16 protein-coding genes are annotated in these 20,713 nt (G+C 51.3%); 6 read left to right on the top strand and 10 right to left on the bottom strand.

Annotated elements, in window-relative coordinates; genetic code table 11:
- The coding region (locus KHA84_RS02900; protein ID WP_213422030.1) for a hypothetical protein at positions 1–585 on the bottom strand (585 nt) is incomplete at its 3' end.
- A 321-nt stretch (positions 586–906) separates the two neighbouring features.
- Here KHA84_RS02900 and KHA84_RS02895 point away from each other — a divergent pair.
- Complete coding sequence (locus KHA84_RS02895) at positions 907–2,760, top strand: LTA synthase family protein (RefSeq protein ID WP_213422029.1); 1,854 nt, start codon at positions 907–909, stop codon at positions 2,758–2,760.
- Between the two features lie 123 nt (positions 2,761–2,883).
- Here KHA84_RS02895 and KHA84_RS02890 read toward each other — a convergent pair whose 3' ends face one another.
- Positions 2,884–3,732, bottom strand: a complete 849-nt coding sequence (locus KHA84_RS02890) for a PHP domain-containing protein (RefSeq protein ID WP_213422028.1) — start codon at positions 3,730–3,732, stop codon at positions 2,884–2,886.
- A 408-nt stretch (positions 3,733–4,140) separates the two neighbouring features.
- On the opposite strand from KHA84_RS02890, the gene ggt reads away from it, so the two are divergent.
- On the top strand, positions 4,141–5,883 hold the full coding sequence (ggt, locus tag KHA84_RS02885; RefSeq protein ID WP_213422410.1) for a gamma-glutamyltransferase: 1,743 nt from the start codon (positions 4,141–4,143) through the stop codon (positions 5,881–5,883).
- 57 nt (positions 5,884–5,940) lie between these two features.
- Here ggt and KHA84_RS02880 read toward each other — a convergent pair whose 3' ends face one another.
- Both KHA84_RS02880 and KHA84_RS02875 read right to left on the bottom strand, forming a co-directional pair.
- Positions 5,941–7,332, bottom strand: a complete 1,392-nt coding sequence (locus tag KHA84_RS02880) for a YfcC family protein (protein WP_213422027.1) — start codon at positions 7,330–7,332, stop codon at positions 5,941–5,943.
- Between the two features lie 143 nt (positions 7,333–7,475).
- Entirely contained in the window at positions 7,476–8,396 is a 921-nt protein-coding gene (locus KHA84_RS02875; RefSeq protein WP_213422026.1) for a patatin-like phospholipase family protein, read from the bottom strand.
- Positions 8,397–8,533: 137 nt separating this feature from the next.
- On the opposite strand from KHA84_RS02875, the gene KHA84_RS02870 reads away from it, so the two are divergent.
- Positions 8,534–9,010 (top strand): GNAT family N-acetyltransferase, encoded by a 477-nt coding sequence (locus KHA84_RS02870; protein WP_213422025.1) that lies wholly within the window; start codon positions 8,534–8,536, stop codon positions 9,008–9,010.
- A gap of 333 nt (positions 9,011–9,343) precedes the next feature.
- On the top strand, positions 9,344–12,022 hold the full coding sequence (locus KHA84_RS02865) for a CDP-glycerol glycerophosphotransferase family protein (protein ID WP_213422024.1): 2,679 nt from the start codon (positions 9,344–9,346) through the stop codon (positions 12,020–12,022).
- A gap of 140 nt (positions 12,023–12,162) precedes the next feature.
- Here KHA84_RS02865 and KHA84_RS15560 read toward each other — a convergent pair whose 3' ends face one another.
- The 3 genes from KHA84_RS15560 to KHA84_RS02850 all read right to left on the bottom strand — a co-directional run bounded on the left by KHA84_RS15560 (position 12,163) and on the right by KHA84_RS02850 (position 15,287).
- Positions 12,163–13,485 (bottom strand): Ig-like domain-containing protein, encoded by a 1,323-nt coding sequence (locus KHA84_RS15560; RefSeq protein WP_213422023.1) that lies wholly within the window; start codon positions 13,483–13,485, stop codon positions 12,163–12,165.
- Between the two features lie 327 nt (positions 13,486–13,812).
- Positions 13,813–14,691 (bottom strand): ribokinase, encoded by an 879-nt coding sequence (gene rbsK, locus KHA84_RS02855; RefSeq protein ID WP_213422022.1) that lies wholly within the window; start codon positions 14,689–14,691, stop codon positions 13,813–13,815.
- A gap of 233 nt (positions 14,692–14,924) precedes the next feature.
- On the bottom strand, positions 14,925–15,287 hold the full coding sequence (locus KHA84_RS02850; protein WP_213422021.1) for a SpoIIAA family protein: 363 nt from the start codon (positions 15,285–15,287) through the stop codon (positions 14,925–14,927).
- Between the two features lie 163 nt (positions 15,288–15,450).
- Between KHA84_RS02850 and KHA84_RS02845 the strand changes: the two genes are divergently transcribed.
- Positions 15,451–16,488, top strand: coding sequence for a PTS sugar transporter subunit IIC (locus KHA84_RS02845; RefSeq protein WP_213422020.1), 1,038 nt, complete (start codon positions 15,451–15,453; stop codon positions 16,486–16,488).
- Positions 16,489–16,667: 179 nt separating this feature from the next.
- On the opposite strand, the gene KHA84_RS02840 is transcribed toward KHA84_RS02845, so the two are convergent.
- Genes KHA84_RS02840 through KHA84_RS02830 form a run of 3 tightly spaced genes read right to left on the bottom strand, consistent with a single transcriptional unit; the run spans position 16,668 to position 19,405 of the window.
- Positions 16,668–18,290, bottom strand: a complete 1,623-nt coding sequence (locus KHA84_RS02840) for a gamma-glutamyltransferase family protein (RefSeq protein WP_213422019.1) — start codon at positions 18,288–18,290, stop codon at positions 16,668–16,670.
- A gap of 27 nt (positions 18,291–18,317) precedes the next feature.
- Entirely contained in the window at positions 18,318–18,851 is a 534-nt protein-coding gene (locus KHA84_RS02835) for a chromate transporter (protein ID WP_213422409.1), read from the bottom strand.
- Positions 18,851–19,405 (bottom strand): chromate transporter, encoded by a 555-nt coding sequence (locus KHA84_RS02830; protein ID WP_213422018.1) that lies wholly within the window; start codon positions 19,403–19,405, stop codon positions 18,851–18,853. The genes KHA84_RS02835 and KHA84_RS02830 overlap by 1 nt, the downstream gene beginning before the upstream one ends.
- A 139-nt stretch (positions 19,406–19,544) precedes the next feature.
- Between KHA84_RS02830 and KHA84_RS02825 the strand changes: the two genes are divergently transcribed.
- Positions 19,545–20,552 carry a DUF1646 family protein gene (locus KHA84_RS02825; RefSeq protein ID WP_213422017.1) on the top strand — a complete coding sequence of 336 codons (1,008 nt, stop codon included), beginning with the start codon at positions 19,545–19,547 and terminating at the stop codon, positions 20,550–20,552.
- Positions 20,553–20,713 lie beyond the last annotated feature (161 nt).

Here is a 20,713-nt window from a genome sequence, read left to right as displayed (position 1 = left end):
CTGCTTTTTAATGTAGTAGACTTCATTCGTATAGGTTGATCCTGCATTCATGTAATCCGACTGACTTGCATAGCTCTTGTAGATCCGGACACCGGAGCTTCTCAGGTGCCCTAGACGACTCGTCTTTTGCTCTATCCCGGTCACTTTTTTTACGCTACTCGATTGTGCAACGATAAACCGAGTGTGCCTAGTATCAACGACCTGATTTTTTTTTGGAGTTATTTCATCATTGATTTCCTCATTCGGAATGTCAGCCGCAGAGTGCGCCTTTTCAGTTGAGTTAGGGGCCATCACATCAGATTTTTCGTCACTAATAGTTTCGGACTCTGTCTCTACGCCTTTTTCAATCGTTGATAATTCATCAAGACCCTTGGTATCTATAATACTAGGTTCAGTATTTATTTCTTTCTTCTCTTTTTGACTTTCAACGCTTTCTTCCTTATTTATCTCTTCAGACTTGAGATTAACCTGTTGATCGTTTAGCTGTGGCTCCATTGTGTCTGTACTAGCAAAAGAAGCCGATGGCAATGCCATCGACATAATAAATACTAATAAAACAATCACCTTAAGCACCTTATTTTCCAACCCTAATTATCCCCTCTCTCACTTTCATACTTGACATTATACTATAATTGCCAAAAGAAAAGATTTTTTTAGCTTTTTTTTTGGCTAATTCATTACGGAAGCGGCTGCTATTCCTTAGATTAGCTTTTATAAAAATATCAGCCCCCACTTCTTCATATTATTGGGAGGCTTTTATCTTTTTAAAGCAGGTTGAGAATTTTTAAATGGGCTTGTTGTAGAGAACAAGATACAATATTATACTAATACCACCCAAGTGGATATCTCTTGAAAAAAAATAGTGCAATTCTCCCTAGACAACCTATGTAGAAAGAGGAAAAGCGATTGTCGACGATCAAGAAAACAGCATTGTTTGGATGCTATTTTATATTAATTTTTATTGTCCTGAAATTTAACTCAGAAGTTATAGTAGATTGGCTGAACAAAAGCTTATTCGTCGATTTTTCTATGGATGAAGAATTTAGAGTAAATGACTCCTTCTATAACGGTGCTTCATTTGTCGTATTAATCTTTTTGATCATATATGCGATATTTGGCACATTTCTCGTTAGTGTTCTTGTGACCAACCTTCTTTTTGGCACTATTATTTTTGCCAATCAAGTCAAGGTCAAAGAACGTAATGAGTTCATTACGTTTAAAGAATTGCAAGCGATTGCTTCGCCGAAGGAACTGCTATCATTTATCGACGTAACAGTCGGAATGGCTTTATTCGTGATTGTTTCCATTATTTCTTTATTGGCATTGCTCCATTTCATTAGTAAGAAACTTTCCAAGAAACTTGGGTTGGAGATTGGCCTGAAATACAGAGTGGTTATTTTGCTGACCGCAGTTCTTCTCTTTTCTGCCATTTTGGTTCAGCCGGCAGCTTACAATCAATATGTAATGAAATATGAAGAGGAGAAAACCCATAACTTTAATCCGGTGCTTCGCGCAAAGCGGAATGGATTTATTCCGACTTTTCTTCAAACCGTCAAGCCTGAATATATGGTCAAACCAAGTGACTATGGCAAAGAAAAGATCGAACTTATTAATGAAAAGTACACCGGGATTTCGGAATTGATCAATCAACAGCGGGATAAGGAACTTAGTAACTCCCAAACGATCTACTACTTGAGCGAGACGCTGATCGACCCAATGGCACTGCCGGGGCTGCTCGAGAACGGCACGCCGACCCCCTTTTTCTCAGAATTACGTGATCAGCATAGTAGCGGTAAAATGTATAGCCAATATATCGGCGGTGGGACTGCCAATATTGAATGGTCTGTACTGACTTCCTTCAGTCTTGAAGTATTCAATGACCCTATGGCTGTAACACCTTACTCTGACTTTTATGTACAATCCAAAAATCATCATACAGTCCTAGACTACTTTAAAAATGAAAAAGTGGCTTTGCATCCGTATACGCCCCATCTCTACAAGAGACAATCTGTCTACGCTGCCATAGGGTTTGATGACTTTCTTTATCTGGATAATGGAATTGAGCATACCGGTAAATTGGGAACTCATAAAAGAGTTTCCGATGAAGAGTTTCATAAAGACATTTTGAGGGTCTCGAGAAATGAAAACGTAGGCATGATCCACGCTTTGTCCATGCAAAATCATTCTCCATATACTGGAGAAATCCCGGATATGGATTACATCCCTAAGATCAATTATGATGTGTTTCCCGAAAAGGAATCAAAAGGCCTCACGAACTATTTGCAAGGATTACGGGCATCCGACGAGGCGTTTGAGGATCTGATCGGTACTCTTTCGGAATCAGATCAGGAGATTAACCTAATCCTTTACGGGGACCATTTTCCAAGCCTGTTTAGAGGAAAGGAGCAACAATTCCCGGGGGCGCTGCTCCATGAAACACCATGGTTGATTTATATGAACCATGGGCGCAGCGAAGGCGGCCTGAAACTGAATGGAATTTCTCCGATTTTCCTTACCACTGTATTGCTTAAAGAAGGGAATTATAAGGTAACTCCGTTCCAAGCTCTGATGGACCAAATGCTAAGTAACGGCGTAAAGCGAATTGCCAGGGACTTCATCGTCACCGATCTAGGAGTCGTCTTAAATTCAGAAATAGACGAAGACCTCTTGGCGCTGGTGAATGATTATCGAACAGTCATGTACGATGCTTTGTTTGGCTCAGACTGGCTGCCTGGTTCATTTTACGACTTCCACAATTAATTTTGGTTCTATGCTGCTTATTCCGTATGGAGAGCAGCTTTTTTTGTTTCCTCCGAGTCCGGCAAAACGGTACATCTCCCCAACCGGGAAGTTGTACCCCCCTAGAAAAACACGTATGAAAAATCATTCCCTCCTCATCGTGCTTAACTCCTCACTCGGCAGGATTTGCTTTAGCCAGTCATGCACCTCTTGCTGATCGTAGTCGACTGAGCCCGGCAACTGTGGATTTCGCGAGCCTTCCCCATGGAAGTCGCTGCCGACACTTTTCAGCAGACCGAGCCGCTCCGATTCCGCCCACCACTGGACCGTTTCCAATTCGGAATGGCCGGTATAATACACTTCAATACCGTCGAGCCCTTCATCCGCGACGCGGTCGATGCTGAAGCCGAACCGGTAGATGCCAGGATGCGCGAGGAAGGCGAAGCCGCCGCACTCATGGATCAGGGCGATCGCCTTTGCTGACGAAAACGTTTCGCGCTCGACATAGCCGGGGCTTCCCGATGCGAGCAGCCGGTCGAATGCTTCTTCCACGTCGTGGAAATAACGGTGCTCCACGAGGACCTTGGCAATATGCGTCCGTACGATTACTCCGCCTTTTGCTTTTGAGCGGCAGTCTTCCCAAGGAATTTCGTAGCCCATCCTGTTCAGCCGGCGGACGATCTTCCGGCTCCAGGACTCCCGCTCCTGTCTGCGCCACTCGCAGTGTGCCTTCATCAGCGGATGATCCGGGTCAAATCCGTAACCAAGGATGTGCAGTTCACCGTTCGGTCCGTACGTGTTCAGCTCGATTCCCGGAATCACCCGGACGCCTGTACGTTCTTCATGGGCCTTTGCTTCCGCATAAGCACCCACCGAGTCATGGTCCGTGATGGCTATGCAGGACAATCCCTGTATCGCCGCCAAGTCCATGAGGCCGCGCGGCGTCCGTTCTCCGTCCGAAAACACCGAGTGCATATGCAGATCCACCTTCATCCGAAGCACCTCCTGTGATTAACTCCGCTTTTATCGTATCGTCCGATTGTTTTCGGAATGTTAAGCTGTTGTTGAAGTTCGTAAAGGGAACGTTAATTTGGAAAGCATCCAGATCGAATCGGAGTCATCGTTCACATTCCGCAGAATTTCGACCACTTTGCTGTGATATCAGCCACTTTCTTTCGGATAATGATCATTTCCATTTTACGTATAATCCATGGTGCTCCTGCTCCTCTCAATGGGTGCGAAAGATTTAGCGAGAAACTCTTCCCACATGACGAATGACCCAACTTTCTGAAATCTCATTGCGGCACTCTCTACCCTTTTCTATAGTAGATGAGTACGACCAAGTTTAGGGGGAGGGGTTTGTTTGTGTTGAAAAAGAAATGGCCGGCGTTTGTGCTGGGGATGACGCTGATCGCCGGGAGTTTTCCGGTGACGGCAAGCGCAAAGCCGCAGGGGGAAATCGATTACGAGAGCTTTCCGGAGGTCGCGGAAGCAAATGGCGGGATGGTGGCGACCGCACATCCGCTGGCAACAGAGATCGGCCGGGATGTGCTGAAAAAGGGCGGCAACGCGATTGATGCCGCAGTCGCCATCCAATTCGCATTAAATGTCACCGAGCCGATGATGTCCGGCATCGGGGGCGGCGGATTCATGATGGTCCATGACGGGGCGACCGGCGATACGACGATCGTGAACAGCCGCGAACGTGCGCCGGGCGGTGCAACACCGGATATGTTTCTGGATGAGAACGGCAACCCGGTTCCATTTTCCGAGCGGGTGATGCACGGGACGTCCGTCGGAGTGCCGGGTACGCTGAAAGGCCTCGAGGAAGCGCTCGACCGATGGGGCTCCCGTCCGCTCGAGTCGCTGATTGGGCCGGCAATCAAACTCGCCGATCACGGCTTCGCGATCGATCTGGTACTGGCGGAAGCCATCGAGGACAATGAAGAAAAACTGAAACGCTCTGCCGCGCGGGAAGTGTTCTTCGATGAAAGCGGAGAACCGCTCGGAGAAGGCGAACTGCTCGTGCAGGATGATCTCGCCAACACACTGAAACTCATCCGAGCCAAGGGAACAGATGCCTTCTATGAAGGTCCGATCGCCGATGCAATTGCCGAAACCGTCCAGGAATACGGGGGCTCGATGACATCGGATGACCTAGCCCGCTACGACGTAACAATCGACGATCCGATCTGGGGCAAGTACAAAGGCTACGACATCGCCAGTATGCCGCCGCCAAGCTCCGGAGGGGTGTTCCTTCTCCAGATGCTCGGCATCCTTGACGGCTTCGACCTGGCGCAGTATGACGTGAAGGCCTGGGAGAAATACCATCTCCTTGCTGAAACGATGCACCTGGCGTATGCTGACCGGGCCGCTTATGCAGGTGATCCGGAGTTTGTCGATGTGCCGGTGAACGGCCTGCTGGATCCCAGGTATATCGAAGAACGCCGAGCGCTGATCTCATTGGATCAAGTGAATCCGGCACCTGCTGCAGGCGACCCATGGAAGTATGAATCACAGGGAACCCCGACCGCTGCAGTCGCGCAGCCTGAAAATACGCAGTACGGCGAGACGACCCACTTTACCGTCGCCGACAAGTACGGCAATGTCGTTTCCTACACGACAACAATCGAGCAGCTATTCGGCTCGGGCATCATGGTGCCGGGCTACGGCATCGTCCTGAACAACGAACTCACCGACTTTGACGCGGTTCCGGGCGGAGCCAACGAAGTCCAGCCTTATAAGCGTCCTCTCAGCTCGATGACACCGACCATCGTCTATGAAGACGGCAAGCCGGTCCTCACTGTCGGCTCGCCGGGCGGTCCAACCATCATCACGTCGGTCCTACAGACAATTCTTTATGCCATCGAGTATGACATGGACCTGAAGTCTGCGGTAGAGGAACCGCGCATCTACACAAACAGCCTGACTTCATACCGTTTTGAAGACGGCGTTCCTGCAGGTGTACGGGCCCACCTGAACGGCATGGGCCACCGATTCGGACAGGCTCCAGTTACGATCGGCAACGTCCAGAGCATCCAGATCGACCACGAGAACGGCACCTTCCTCGGCGTCGCGGACTCCAGCCGGAGTGGATCCGCCGCGGGAATTGAGCTGAAAGGGAAAAAGAAAGGCCAGCACTAATAGATGAAGCCGGACCGCCTGATGAGGCGGCCCGGCTTTTATGTTCTTCACTGCTATTCAGATCGGCCCCCAGTTCATAAGAACCGCGGCACTGAGCATGACAACAGCTATCAGTACCCAAATGCCGAACAGCGGCAGTATCCACTTAAACCACTTGATCCAGGCGACTCCTGCGACGGCCAGACTGGCCATGAGCGGTCCGGATGTCGGGAAGATACTGTTGGTGAATCCGTCTCCGAACTGGAATGCCTGTACCGCGACCTGCCGGGTGATGCCCAGCATGTCGGCAAGCGGTGTCAGGATCGGCATCGCAATCATGGCCTGTCCGCTTCCGGAAGGCACGAGGAAATTCAGGGCCCCATTCGCTGCAAACATCCCGAGAGCTGCCAAGACCGGAGGCAGTGTTTCCAGCGGAACCGACAGGGCATGGACAAGGGTGTCCAGTATGTATGCATTCTCCATGACAATTAATATGGCTCTGGCAACCCCGATGATCAGAGCTCCGTATACAAGATTTTTGCAGCCTTCCATAAATGCCATCGTCAGCTGATTATAGTTCATCCCGGCAATGATCCCTGAAACCAGTCCGATGAAGATAAAAAATGCGGCCATATGATTGATCGTCCAGCCCATCTTGATGGTCGCAAAGACGAAGAACGCCAACGCGACTCCTGCGAACGACAGGATCAGTTTATGTCTGGGCGTGAAAGGTGCATCCAATGAACCGTCCTGGCTCTGATCATCAAGGACACCGATCAGGCTTTTTGACGGGTCATCCAGCACGCGCTTCGCGTACCTCCACGTATACCAGATCGTCGCGCCGACAATCAGGACAAACGCGGCGATCCTAAGCCCCATTCCGGAGAACAGCGGAACGTCGGCAATCGTCTGTGCCACCCCGACTGTATAAGGGTTGAGAAAACCGACGTTGAACCCGGCAAACGTCGCACCGAATGTGATCGCTACAGCGACCAGCGCATCCAGCTTCAGGGCACGTGCGATGATCAACCCGATTGCGACAAACGGAATGACCGAGTTTGCGACTGCCCCTACTGCCCCGCCAAGCGCAAACAGGATGGAAATAATTGCGATCAGCCAGAACTCTTTCCCCCTGGTCACATTGACCGCGCGGAGAATCCCGCCCCTGATGGCACCGCTCCGTTCAATAATCTCAAATGCACCTCCCGCAAACAGCACCAGGAAGATCAGGTCCCCCGACTCCACCATCCCCTGCTGCAGGGCAAGGAACAGATCCATAAAGCCCGCCGGGTTTCCTTCCGTCTGGCTGTAGGTTCCCGAAACGACCCGCTCGACTCCCTCCACGGTTTCCCGCTCAAAGGAACCGGCCGGAACAATATAAGTCAAGATCACCGCAATCAATAAGACAGCAAATAGGATTACGTATGTATCAGGCATTTCCCAGCGTTTTTTCTTGTCACTCTCTTCCATTTCCCCTTTTGTCCCCTCTCTGATGTTAGTACAAATGAATATTTATGAGTATAATCATATTTTAAATTCATTTCAAATTAGTTAGTCTATTATCTGAATAAAAGACGGACCGCATGCTGATTGCGATCCGTCTCAATTTAGTATTAGACTACCCGCACAGATGCCCTGCCCGGCACGGTTGTATGCCGCCATGTTTTCAGGAACAGCCGTGTCCTCTCCCGTCCTCTCTCCATGAGCACTTCCATCTGTTCACGGTCCATGTCAAAGTCGGTTGCCTTCACATCATCCATCGGAATAAAGACGACATCCCGGGCGTGCTCTCTCGAGATGTACCGCTCATCATGAGCGTTCTTCATCGTCGAAAACAGCGCTTCAAACAAATCAAGCGCGTTATGGATCTGATGCGGCTGGCGATCCTCCTGGCTTCGGCTCAGCTTCAAGCCGATGACCGGTCTTTCACGTTTTCCTTTTTCATCGTCGAAAATCCACATCGGGAAGTTGCTCAGTACCCCTCCATCAACAACGATCGCTTCCCCGCCTGACGTGAACAGCCGGACCGGCTCGAAAAAGTAGGGAATCCCGCAACTCATCCGGAGCGCCCGGGCTACCGGGAATGTCTCGGCCGGAATTCCGTACTTTTCCAGATCATCCGGAAGCACAAGCATCTTGCCGTTCGTCAGGTCTGAGGCCACCAACTTCAGCCTGCCCGGCTCGAGGTCACCAAACGTATACACCTGCTTCTCAAGAAGCCGCTCCGTGAACCAGTCCTCGAGCGCCCTTCCCTGATAAAGCCCCATACGCCAATATAAGTTCAGCCACTTCATGAAGCGCGTCGGCACGAGCGAGGCCCGCCGGTCTAGCAACTCGCTGAAATCCTGATCGGCAAGCAGATCCGCGATTTCCCTTGATGTAAAGCCGGCCGCGATGAACGCAGCAAGGATCGACCCCGCACTCGTACCCGCAATCCTTCGGAACGTCAGCCCTTGCTTCTCCAACTCCTCGTATGCCCCTACGAGCGCGAGCCCCTTAAGCCCGCCTCCCGAGAACACGCCGTCCACCCTCATCTCTCCCGCCCCTTTCCCGGAAGCCTTTCTTATAAGGTAAGTTTGACGGGGTGGGATTAGAACCGATGGAAATCGCCTTGCATGTTCACAGAGAAGAAGATAGATTGGATTCAGGACAAAAAACGAGGGATGAACCTATGGAAATCAGGGAAATCGAGGAAAAAGACAATCCGGCCATCGAGTGGATCATCAAACGCTCACTGGAGTCATTCGGGCTGAACATCCCGGGCACCGCCTACTTCGATCCGCAACTGAGCAATCTGGCGGGTTACTATAAAGGGCTGGCGAATTCAAAGTACTGGGTGGTGACAACTAAACATGGAGAAGTCATGGGCGGTGTCGGAATCGCGCCATTCGGGGATCACGCAGGCGTCTGCGAGCTGCAGAAACTGTATGTTAAGCCGGAAGCTCAGGGGCAAGGCCTATCAAAGCAACTGATGAATACCGCACTCGGCTTTGCCAAGGAACACTATACACATTGCTACCTGGAAACCATGGAAAAACTCCGAGTGGCCAATCGGCTGTATGAACATCTCGGCTTTCGGAAACTGGATCGGCCGCTGGACGGATCCGAGCATGGGACGATGGATACGTGGTATATGAAACAACTATAAAAAGAGGTTGCACAGGAAGTTTTCTGTGCAGCCTCTTTTTATTATCACTAAATTTATTGACATACATATTAATTGAGCCTTTATCGCGCATCTGGTTTGAACACCGTCATCACTTTTTAGGCATCCCCACACTTAGCCAACCGACAGTCACGCTGAAACCAAGTTATCCCTCGCCATTTTGTTGGTTAAATCATTCTAAGTTGCGGAAGAATAGGCACGGGTGAACGTACGCCCCTTAAGTCTTTCACAAACGAAAGGCGTATCAATCGGTTGCCATATTGCCCTCTATATCAGCCAATTACTCATGGATCACGCTACTTAGGAGAGTTGATCATGTCATCCATCCGAGCAAAAATTTGGAATCAGCTAAGAAGCGCAAGAAAATATTTCGTCAAGAAAGTGACTGTGTCAGACGTTAGCCGGCAGGAAGACGGCCTTGTCTTTCATCTTACTCTGAGAAATTTCTGGACACCGCTCAAGAAAATCTCTGTCACCGTTTCAGAAGGTGAAAACGAGAAACCGATTCCGTATAAGCTCATCAACAACCATCGCCTCACTCTCCATGTGCGTGAAGCTTCCCTGAGCGAAATCGAGAACAGGCTGAAGATTCAGCTGTTCATTAATGGGCAGCGAATGTGGATCACCGTCTCGGATGATTCCTCCATAAATGACGCTTCCGGTATTCTGCTGGGCGGAAAATACATTATTACTCGTGTAGACCGTTCGATTCTGCTTTATCGGAAATTCGCGGAACTCAAATTCCATACCGATACTCTCCCTGTCAAAGGACACTCTTCCGGATACACCCGACTTGTCTTGAAGACCGGCAGGCCCCTTGATTCGGACTTTCCGGAACAGCCCGTTCAATTGTATGCATTCCAGAATCACAAACTCAGAATCCTCGAGTGTCCTCTCATCAGTGAGGATTGCATTGAAATTACTGACTTTACGGCTCTTTCTCTTGGAACGTGGAGACTGTTCCTCCACAGGCAGGGGGTGCTTTATCCGCTCGTACCGGATGGGAGCTGGCAGGCGGAACTTAAATCGTTCAACCATGAGGTCACCCTCAAAAATCAGTACGGCTATGCCTGTTTATTCGCGTCCGCCCATACGTTCAAATCGGATTCAATTCGGTTTGAGCGGAGCAATGACTCCATTCAAGTTAAGATCCCCTGTTATCAAGTGGAGGGTCACCCGATCTTACAAGTGGAAGATACCATGACACAGGAAGCTTCAGACTATCCCATGCAACAAAGGAAAAACGAACTCATTGGAACCATCCCAATTAAGGAACTCGCCGCCAACTTTTCCATCAAGCGCTTTTTCATCGTAAGCGGCGGGGAGATGCCGATCAAACAGCAGTTCAGTTTGGAACGCAAGGCACTTTCCGGAGAGTCCTATTTCGAGTATGTCATCGACTGCCAACAGACCCGTTTCAACTTCTATGTACGGAAAGACAGGTCCTTGGGCTCGAAAGTCCAAAGACCCGACATCCGAAAGCGGATTACGGGAATATCGGATTTCAAGTTAATCGGTTATGTCGGCAGGTTTTCACAATTCACCGGCTGTAAGGCCTATCTTTTATTCGAAGAACGCGTGTCGCTTCAATCGATCCGAGTACCGGTTGACGGAAATTTTGAAGTCGACCTGAAGCAGTTGGACCTCACCTCCCTGAAAAGCAAAGACAAAACCATCATTGACCTGTTCCTTGAAATCACTGACAGTGACGGGCAGACGGTACGGAAAGAGAAAATCCGTTACAGCGGATCGGACTATCGCAAAGATAATTACTATGACTCGCACTTCCTGCATGACACGGAAGGAAACCTTCACTACTATCTGGTTACGACAACACCGTTCAACAACACAAAAATCGAGACATTCGCCGTTCCTGCCAACATTGAGTTGACCAAGGAAGGAGCACTAAAGGACCGGAATATCTGGCTGATCGGCGAACGTACCGACACGGCCCAGGACAACGGGATCGTCCTGTATCAGTGGCTGCGGGACCATACAGATGTTGAGGCGTACTACGTAATTGAAAAGGATTCAAAGGACTATAAGAACGTCTCCAATGATCCGCATGTTCTGGAGTTCGGTTCACAGGAACATTACGACGTTGCTCTAAAAGCGGGAGTCCTGCTCGGAACGCATGACCTGGAGAATATTCTGCCGTTCAAAACAGCCAGGGGATTCTTCCATTACGAGGATACGTACAAAGTATTTCTCCAGCATGGTGTCCTGGGCCGCAAGAACGTCGAGTATCACAAGAAGTTTTATGATGTGCCATTTGATTTGTTTATCGTAAGCAGTGACGAGGAGAAGGAAGAAATCGTCATGGATGAAATGGGATATGAATCAGAAGAGGTTGCGGTCACCGGTCTGGCCCGGTTTGATCGCCTCATCCAGAAGGAACCGCCAAAGGACATTCTTCTTATGCCGACATGGCGTGATTGGATCAATACCGATCAGCAGTTCCTCGAGAGCGAATACTTCAGTAAGTACGTGAATCTCATCAATAATCCGGACCTGAATAACCTGCTCCGCCATCACAACATCCGGCTCAACTTCTACCCTCACTACCGGGCACAGGATTTCTTTGAGAGGAACATCAACCTGGAACACAGCCAGGTGAATTTCATTCCCTTTGGCTCCCGGAAAGTGCAGGACCTGCTTATCGAACACGCGTTGCTCATCACGGATTACAGTACAGTCAGCTTTGATTTCATCAAGATGAAAAAGCCGGTTATCCACTATCATTTCGATGATGAACGCTTTTTCCGAAAAGGCATTCTGCGTCCGATTGAGGATACATTCATTGGCCGGATCGCCCAGTCCGAACAAGAAATGGTGGATCTGATCAAGGACAGGATAGACCATCATTTTGAGAACTACGATGTCGATATCTCAGGGGTCATTAAGTTTCAGGACCAGCGGAACTGCGAGCGGATTTATCATGCTGTGCTTAAAGGGCTGGAACAAAAACCGGCCGCTGCCATTCAGCCCTATTAACAGACAGAACCCCGAACGATGGACAGTCCAACAAACGTCCAAGTTCGGGGTTTTGCATGGTCGAAAACAGGATTCCGTCACAAAAAATACGGATAGGCCGGGGTTTGGGTCACGGTTCATTTACTCCTACTGACCAAAAATCATTTTACCTTTTTGGTCACCGTCTTTGTATTTTTCGCTTTATCTGATGCCGAAATTGTGATGGTCGTCTTTTTCTTTTGAGCTTTTATTTTTATCTTGAATTCGCCTTTGGAATTGGAGGCGCCGGAGCCCAAAGTCGTTTTGCCCACCTTCACGGTTACCTTTGCCCCTGCTTCCGTTTTTCCGGAAACCGTTTTGCTGTTGGAATAGATGTCTTTGACCGTCAAGGATGGGGCCGTTTTATCCACTACCGTCTTCGAAGTGGCTTTGCTGACATTGCCTGCAGGGTCCTTTGCGGTAAAGGTTAACTTCGTGCCTGCTTTGACGGGTTTGATGCTGAGCTTGAAATTCCCTGACTTGTCGGCTTTAGGCGTTCCTAAAGTTGTTTTGCCGTTTTTGACGGTTACCGTGGCATTGGCCTCCGTCTTGCCTGATACAGATTTATCATTGTCATCGACAGCATTGACTTTCGGAGCTGACGGTGCTGTTTTATCTGATACCGTGACCGTAGTCGTGTTGCTGACATTTCCATTCCCGTCGGTAGCCGTTGCCGTTATTTTTGAACCGGCTTTGATGGGTTTGATGGATAGCTTGAAGTTCCCTTTGCTATCAACCTTCGGGGAGCCCAGCTTGGTTTTTCCGTTACGGAGAGTGACGGTCGTACCTTTTTGCGCTTTCCCCTTTATTTCTTTGTCATTGTCATCAATGGCATTTACCTTAGGAGCATCGACAATACTAAATGTGTCGGCGATCATCGCATAACTTTCTCCGTATCGCCAATAATCACTTAATACTGCAATATAATACTCACCTTTCTTTACAGGCACAATCTGATAGGTGGTTTCATAATCATAAAAATCATAAGCCACCGGTTCGACGTACTCCAATTTGCTGTCAAACACCCCATAAAGCAACTCATCGACCGCAAACTCATAGGTACTGCCCATCATGAGCATGTACTGATCATTACGGGTCACTTTTACCTTGTAAATATCAATGTCCTCGCTGTATAAACTCGCGACCATTACCGACATGAATGGCAGATTGTCGGCCTCTTCAACGTAATCATTGGGTTCCTCTTCATAGAGAACGTCGCCTTCTGCCTTCTTTTCAATCATGGAGCGGAATGAGTTTTGATTGGTTTGGTTCTGGATTAATTTGTCAATATCAATCTTCTCCAGTAATTCTTGGTTGGCCTCCACTTTTCCCGGCAACTGAATCTTGTCTTTCAGGTCTTCCGGCGACTCTGCGTAAACACTCGCCCCAAACATACTCGTCATCAATAATGCGGTTGCCATGACACTGACCATCTTCTTCCCCACCATCTTTAACTCCCTCTCCGATTTGCATATGATATTTTCCCCAGAGTATAAATATATTTTTGGCCGCTCGTTTTTATACCTACACTACTGACAAATCATAAAAAATCTTTCAAAGAAACAGAGACTCTGATGGGAGCAAATCACCAGCCACTGACCCTGGACCGCAGACCCATAACTAGAAACACACTACACTGGCAGCACTTTGAAGAATATAAAAACATCCTAAAGAGCGTTGAGTATACACAAAGATATACATATCTTGCCAACGCCTTATTAGGATGTTAAGAGATGAATTTCCGGGGGAGGTGTAAGGTATCCAAGAGCTTTTTATTCAGTCAGTTGTAATCTCCGCATCGTTTCCTCGCGCCCCGGCATGCCGCCCTGGGCACCGAATTGTTCGACTGACAGGGACGCTGCCGCATTGGCGAAGCGGATGGCGCCTTTCATTGGCATCTCTTCCGCCAGCGCAACCGCGAGCGCTCCATTGAACGTGTCACCGGCTCCGGTCGTGTCGACCGCGTTCACCCGGATGCCGGGCACCCGGACATGCCGCTCTCCGTCATAATAGCGCGCTCCTTCCTTGCCGAGCGTCACGATGAGCCGGTTCGGATGGGCTTCGAGCGCCTGTTCCCAGGTCTCGCCGAACATCATCGCCGCTTCGTTCTCGTTTGGCGTGAGAATCGGCTCATACTGTAGGAATACATCGGTGAAGCCGTCTGCCGGAGCTGGATTCAGAATGGCAGGTACCCCGTGCCTGTGGGCGATCTCAAGTGTGCGAAGAACAGAAGGAATAGGAATTTCCAGCTGGAGGACGATAAGATCGCTTGATCCTATGGCCTGTTCGCACTGTTCAATGTCTTCAGGCATCAGCTTATGATTGGCGCCCGGAACGACGATAATCCGGTTGTCGCTTTCCGTAAGCAGGATATTCGCTATGCCGCTCGGACCTTCTACTCGCTTTACGTCGCTCGTGTCGACACCCTCGTTCTCCAGATTCAAGGCAAGTTCATCTCCGAACGGATCGGTGCCGACCGCCCCGATCATCCCGACCTTAGCACCAAGGCGCGCTGCCGCCACCGCCTGATTGGCCCCCTTGCCGCCGGGAACTGTCGTATAAAGATTTCCTAAGACCGTTTCCCCCTGTTTAGGAAACCGCTCCGTCCCCACCACGAGATCCATGTTGATGCTGCCGACTACTGTGATCATGCTGACACCTTCTCTTTTATCACTTTCCCTTAGCGTACCAGAACCGGCTACCCGGTTGAAACAGTGAATGCGGGGCGCGAAATCGGCAGGAGGGGTCGCGAACTGCGCTGCTGCGGTCGCGAAATGAACCAGTGCGGTCGCCAAATTTGCACGTGCCGGCTCAAACATTGCCGAGACGAATATGGCCAAACAGTGAAACGGCTGCAAATAGATCACAGCCGCTCCAACACCTATTACTCCTTTGCCAGCCACTCCCACGCCGCGTCGTACTCACCCGGATTGAAATGCCTCGTCTTCAGCTTGGCAATCTCCCCCATCCCCAGTCCTTCAGCAAACTGGAGCCAGTTCTGTTCACTCATGAGGGCGACCTTATTGAAAGACATCCAGCGGCTCATGTCGAATTGAACACTCCTTAGCGCGTCGGGGATCGTATGGAGATCGACTGCACCGACTTCAGCGAAAATATTAAAGGTGCCGTCCTCTTCATATTTTCTTGATATGACTTCGTCCAGTTTCATTGCATCTTCTTTTGTCAGGCTCCCGTCGAATTTAAACGCGACTGTCCTCTCGTCCATGCTCGTTGTGAATGTCAGCACTTGATCGCCTCCCGTTTTGGTCGTTATTCCCCTTTTTCCCTTCTGCTCTTTTCATTAATCGGTTCAGAAAGCGTTTACACTAAATATTCCGAAAAATCCTATTGACCTGATAACTTATGATGCCTATAATGAGACCCATTATCCTTGAAGGAGTCTTCGCCTCATGAAACAGTTCTTTTCCAATTTGCTCAACGGCATGAGTATCGGGATTGTCGTTGCCCTCATACCAAACGCTTTATTGGGCGAAATCCTCAAATTGCTCATCCCCTACTTCCCTTCACTCCAGCATGTGTTGGATATTACGGTTTACGTGATGAGCCTGTTGCCGGTCATTATCGGCGTGATGATCGGGGTTTCCTTTAAGCTGACTCCGATCCAAACGGCGAGCGTGGGAATCGCCGCAATGATCGGCAGCGGCGCGGTCGTTAAAGAAGCGGAAGGGGTCTTTACCCTCTCCGGAATCGGCACGACACTGAATATTGGGATTACTGCTGCTCTCGCGGTGCTGTTCGTCAAGCTCCTCGGGGATAAGATGAAAGAATATGCAATACTAGTCATTCCGACGGCGACTATTCTTGTCCCCGGCATGATCGGTTATCTGCTACTCCCTTACGTCAAAGGCGGGTCGATGATTGTCGGCACTGGCGTTGCGTACCTGACGCAGCTGCAGCCGGTCTTCATGGGTGCGGCCATCGCCGTCGTCTTCTGTGTACTGATCCTTTCGCCATTCTCGACTGTCGGCGTAGCAACCGTCATTATGCTGTCCGGTATTGGAGCGGGCGCAGCCAACCTTGGCATCGTCGCGGCTGGTGTCGGCCTGGCAATCGCGAGCTACAAGGCGAACTCCCTCGGAACCGCGCTTGCCCATGTGCTCGGTTCTCCAAAGATCCAGATGAGGAATTTCCTTATGAAGCCGAAAATCGCCTTCCCGATGATGATTTCCGCTGCCATCCTTGGCGGGCTGGCAGGCGTCCTGAACATCCAGGGCACTCCGTACAGTGCCGGCTTTGGCTTGTCGGGACTGGTCGGACCGCTGAACTATATGAAGCTTGCGGACGGTGGCTGGACCATCGGGAACATCACCATCATGCTCGGCAGTTTCATCATCCTGCCGATTCTCCTGAACCTTGGTCTGATCTATATCTTCTCGCGCAGGCTGAAGATGATCCGGGAAGAGGATTATAAATTGAATTTTGATTGAGCTGGTTCCTTTCGGGCTGGTTCTTTTTTGTGAGGGTTTGAATTTGGGGCGGGTACTTTGAAATGGGTGCTGAGTGCTTCCAAAGTGACTGCGGGTGTTTCGAAAATCTGCACCAGTGCTTTGAAGCGTTCCCTATGGCACAAGAAAACGCCGGCGGGAAGCCGGCGTTCAGTTTTTTATTACCAAACCGCAATCGAGCCGTCGGTTCTTGATTCCGTGCCGGCTTCGAGCACGCCGGTTTCGGGGTTGCGCCAAATGATCTGCCCACGGCCGAAACCGCCAGATTCTGTTGCAATCTGAATGTCATGGCCTTTCCGCTGGAGGGCCTGGGCAAGGTGAAGCGGAAAGTCCGGCTCCACCTGAACGGTCTTGCCGCCAATCCACTGCCAGCGCGGCTGGTCAAGCGCAGCCTGCGGATTCAGCCCGAAGTCGACCGTATTTGAGACGACCTGGAAGTGGCCTTGCGGCTGCATGTAACCGCCCATGACGCCGAACGGCCCGACCGCCTCCCCGTCTTTCGTGAGGAATCCCGGAATGATCGTGTGGAACGATTTTTTGCCGGGCTTCAGGTAATTCGGATGACCCGGATCAAGCGAGAAGTCAGCACCGCGGTTCTGGAGCGCGATGCCGGTGCCCGGAACCACAATCCCGGATCCGAAGCCCATGTAGTTGGACTGGATAAAGGACACCATGTTGCCTTCTCCGTCAGCTGCCGCGAGATAGACGGTTCCGCCCTTCGGCAGCTCGTACGGCTCGGGGTCGATTGCCCGGCCGGTGATGAGGGCTGCCCGCTTTTCCGCATACTCCCGGGAAAGCAGTTGAGCCGTTTCGACCGGCATGTCGTCCGGCTCGGTGATGAATGCCTTGCCGTCGGTGAACGCCAGCTTCATCGCCTCAATCTGGCGATGGAGCGTCTCTGTATCGCCGTAGACCGGCTGGTGGCCACCAGCCGAATGGATGTTCATCGCCATGAGGGCAACCATGCCCTGGCCGTTCGGCGGAATCTCCCAAACATCATAGCCGCGGTAGTTGGCGGATACCGGTTCGACCCATTCAGACTGATAACCCGAGAGATCTTCCGCGCTCAGAAAGCCACCGTGTTTCTGAACGGATTCCACGATTTGGTCCGCAATCGATCCCTCATAAAATGCCCGTCCGTCGGTTTCCCCTATCTGGCGAAGTGTGTCTGCGTGCCCGGATGAACGCCACATCTCGCCGGTTTTCGGCGGCCGGCCGTCAGGGGCGAACGTGTCAAACCATGCCTCGAAGGCTTTCCGGTCTTCTTCACTGCCTTCTGAAAGGGTTTTGAATTTGTTGTAGGCGATTTCCCAGTACTTGCCGAGAATTGGCGTGAGCGGGAAGCCTTCCTCCGCCAGCCGTACTGCGGGCTCAAGCGTCTCGGATAGGCTCAGCTTTCCGAACCGGCGTGACACTTCCGCCCATGCGGATGGTGCGCCGGGTACGGTCACCGGAACGGCACCGAACACCGGCATTTTCTCGTGTCCGAGCGCTTTTACTTTATCGGCCGATGCAGACTTTGCCGCCGGGCCGGAGGCGTTCAGTCCATGCAGCTTTCCTTCCGTCCAGATCAGCGCAAATGCATCTCCGCCGATCCCGTTGCTAGTCGGCTCGACGACAGTCAGCGCGGCCGCGGTCGCGATGGCAGCGTCGATCGCATTGCCGCCCCGCCGCATGATTTCGATTCCTGCCTGTGCCGCAAGCGGCTGGCTTGTCGCCACCACACCATTTTTCGCGAATACCGTATGCCGCTGCGAGCGGAACGGATGATACAAGTAATCCATGAATCATTTCCCCCTTATGTATAGATGTCAGCCGCCTAGGAAGATGGCGCCGTAGATAAGTGCCCCCAGGACAACCCAGGTCGGGCTGACTTTGCGGACCTCGAGCAGGATGTAACCTGCAACGATCAGGAGGATCGTGTGGATCCAGCCTGAACCGGTGAACGAATCGAAAAAGAAATCATACGTCATGACCCCGAGGAGCACGGCGATTGTAGGCCGGACGACCTTCGTCAGCCGTCTGACCTGCGGCGCGTCCTTGTGCCGCATGAGGATTCCGAGTAATACGACCATGAGGATCAGTGACGGTGCGACCGTCGCGAACAGTGCGATAATAGCCCCCGGAATGCCTGCGACATCATAGCCGATATAGGCAGCCATCTTTGTCGCGATCGGTCCCGGAAGACCGTTGCCGAGCGCGACAATTTCACTGAATTCCCCGTTTGACATCCAGCCGTACCGATCGACCACCTCGTGTTGAAGTAGCGGAATCGTTGCCGGACCGCCGCCGTAGCCGAGAAGATTGGACGTGAAGTGTGCCCAGAACACCTGCCAGTAAAGCATCATGACGCCGCCCCCTTCTTCTTCCGCGGGACGAATGCGGACAGAATCAGAACAGCGATAATAATCGCGGGGTGGACACCCGCGAATTCAGTAAGTGCAAGACTGGCTATAGCGAGGACAGCGGTCAACAGCCAGCCAAGCCCGAATCCTGCTTTTTTCAGAAAATCGATCGCCAGGACCCCGATCATGACACCTGCAATCGGGATGACCCCTCTTGCCATCCCCTGGACCCATGGCTTGTCCTTGAATGCATTCAGCAGCGTCAGCAGGGCAATCATCAAAACAGCTGTCGGCAGAACAGTGGCTGCCATGCTAAACAGCATGCCCGGCCAACGATTGAGCCTCCAACCGATATAGCCGGACAGTTTTGTATTGACCGGGCCCGGGAGCGTGTTCGCCAGGGCCAGGATGTCCGAGAACTCATCGTCATCCATCCACTTGTACCGGTCGACAACTTCCCGCTTCATGAGCGGGATGGCGGACAGCCCGCCCCCGTAGCCGAGCATTCCCGCACGGAAAAAGGCGAAGAACAGATCTTTATTCATGTGCACCATCAACTCATTTCTAGAAACTAGTCTTTAGTATAACGAAAAATCAGACCAATCGGAACACGGGAATGTCGATTAATGCGGACATGTCCTTCTGCTTCGCTTCATAAGATGGCAAATAGCCTGAAGCAAAGGAGCAATCGACGTGACAACCGGCCTCCTCATCATTCTTCTCCTTGTCCTCGTTCTGCCGTTTGCCGTGAAGCCGATCGAGCGGCAGCTGGAACTGTTCCTTCTTATCATGGGGATTGCTGCGGCCATCATTGGCGGAATGATGAATCGCGAACTGCTCGGACAGGCCTTTTCCGACCCCCTGCCGATTACCCTTACAGTCCTTTTTGCCGGCATCGTTTTCCGCCTGTTTTACCGGCAGCTTACCGGCAGCATCCGCTGGCTGCGCAAAGTCATGCCCGACAGGCTTCTTTATGCGCTGCTCGTTATCCTGCTAGGCCTGGTTTCAAGCATTATCACTGCCATCATCGCGGCGCTCGTGCTTGTCACGGTAACCGGCATGCTCGGGCTCGAACGGCGGTCGGAAATCCGGCTTGTCATCCTTGCGTGCTACTCGATCGGGCTCGGTGCCGCGCTCACCCCGATCGGCGAGCCCCTCTCCACCATTACCGTGCAGAAGCTGAATGCGGAGTTTTCGTTTCTCTTTAATCTGATCGGTATCGACGTTCTTACAGCCATTTTGTTGTTCGGGATGCTTGCTGCCGTCTGGGTCGACCCGCCGGAAAAAGAGGCGGGCGGGACGCCTCCGCCGCCCGAACCGGTACCGTCCATCTTCACGCGTTCATTCAAGGTCTACCTCTTCATCATGGCGCTTACGATGCTCGGCGCCGGATTTGAGCCCTTGATCCGCGAGCACCTGACCGATGTCGCACCGGGCACACTTTATTGGATGAACATGCTGTCGGCCGTTCTTGACAACGCTACGCTGGCTGCCGCTGAGATCAGCCCGCTCATGCAGTTTGACTCCATCCGTGCCATTCTTCTCGGCCTCCTGATCAGCGGCGGGATGCTGATTCCCGGCAATATCCCGAACATCATCTCCGCAGGCAAGCTCCGGATCACCAGCGGAGAATGGGCGAAGTTCGGCGTTCCCGTCGGGCTGGTGGCGCTTGTGGTGTACTACATCATTGGAATCTGGTAAAAAAACGGATGCCCCGGCTCGGGGGCATCCCAGACTGTAGACAAAGTGAGTGGATTACTCCTTTGTCTGCAGTTTTTTCTTTTCCATAAAATCCTCCGGATTTCCACTGCGGGCCCTTGTTGGCCAACGCTGTCGCTTTTGGCCACAGACGCCGTTCTTCG

This window comes from Bhargavaea massiliensis, from assembly GCF_018390575.1.
Lineage (GTDB): Bacteria > Bacillota > Bacilli > Bacillales_A > Planococcaceae > Bhargavaea > Bhargavaea massiliensis.
Note: the sequence above shows the minus strand (reverse complement) of the source record. Positions and strands in the feature narration are given on the sequence as shown.

Excerpts from the sequence above, each read along its gene's own strand:
- KHA84_RS02890 (WP_213422028.1), bottom strand. The coding sequence starts at position 3,732 with ATGAAGGTGGATCTGCATATGCACTCGGTGTTTTCGGACGGAGAACGG.
- ggt (WP_213422410.1), top strand. The coding sequence starts at position 4,141 with ATGACGCTGATCGCCGGGAGTTTTCCGGTGACGGCAAGCGCAAAGCCG.
- KHA84_RS02880 (WP_213422027.1), bottom strand. The coding sequence starts at position 7,332 with ATGGAAGAGAGTGACAAGAAAAAACGCTGGGAAATGCCTGATACATAC.
- KHA84_RS02875 (WP_213422026.1), bottom strand. The coding sequence starts at position 8,396 with ATGAGGGTGGACGGCGTGTTCTCGGGAGGCGGGCTTAAGGGGCTCGCG.
- KHA84_RS02870 (WP_213422025.1), top strand. The coding sequence starts at position 8,534 with ATGGAAATCAGGGAAATCGAGGAAAAAGACAATCCGGCCATCGAGTGG.
- KHA84_RS02865 (WP_213422024.1), top strand. The coding sequence starts at position 9,344 with ATGTCATCCATCCGAGCAAAAATTTGGAATCAGCTAAGAAGCGCAAGA.
- rbsK (WP_213422022.1), bottom strand. The coding sequence starts at position 14,691 with ATGATCACAGTAGTCGGCAGCATCAACATGGATCTCGTGGTGGGGACG.
- KHA84_RS02845 (WP_213422020.1), top strand. The coding sequence starts at position 15,451 with ATGAAACAGTTCTTTTCCAATTTGCTCAACGGCATGAGTATCGGGATT.
- KHA84_RS02840 (WP_213422019.1), bottom strand. The coding sequence starts at position 18,290 with ATGGATTACTTGTATCATCCGTTCCGCTCGCAGCGGCATACGGTATTC.
- KHA84_RS02835 (WP_213422409.1), bottom strand. The coding sequence starts at position 18,851 with ATGCTTTACTGGCAGGTGTTCTGGGCACACTTCACGTCCAATCTTCTC.
- KHA84_RS02830 (WP_213422018.1), bottom strand. The coding sequence starts at position 19,405 with ATGGTGCACATGAATAAAGATCTGTTCTTCGCCTTTTTCCGTGCGGGA.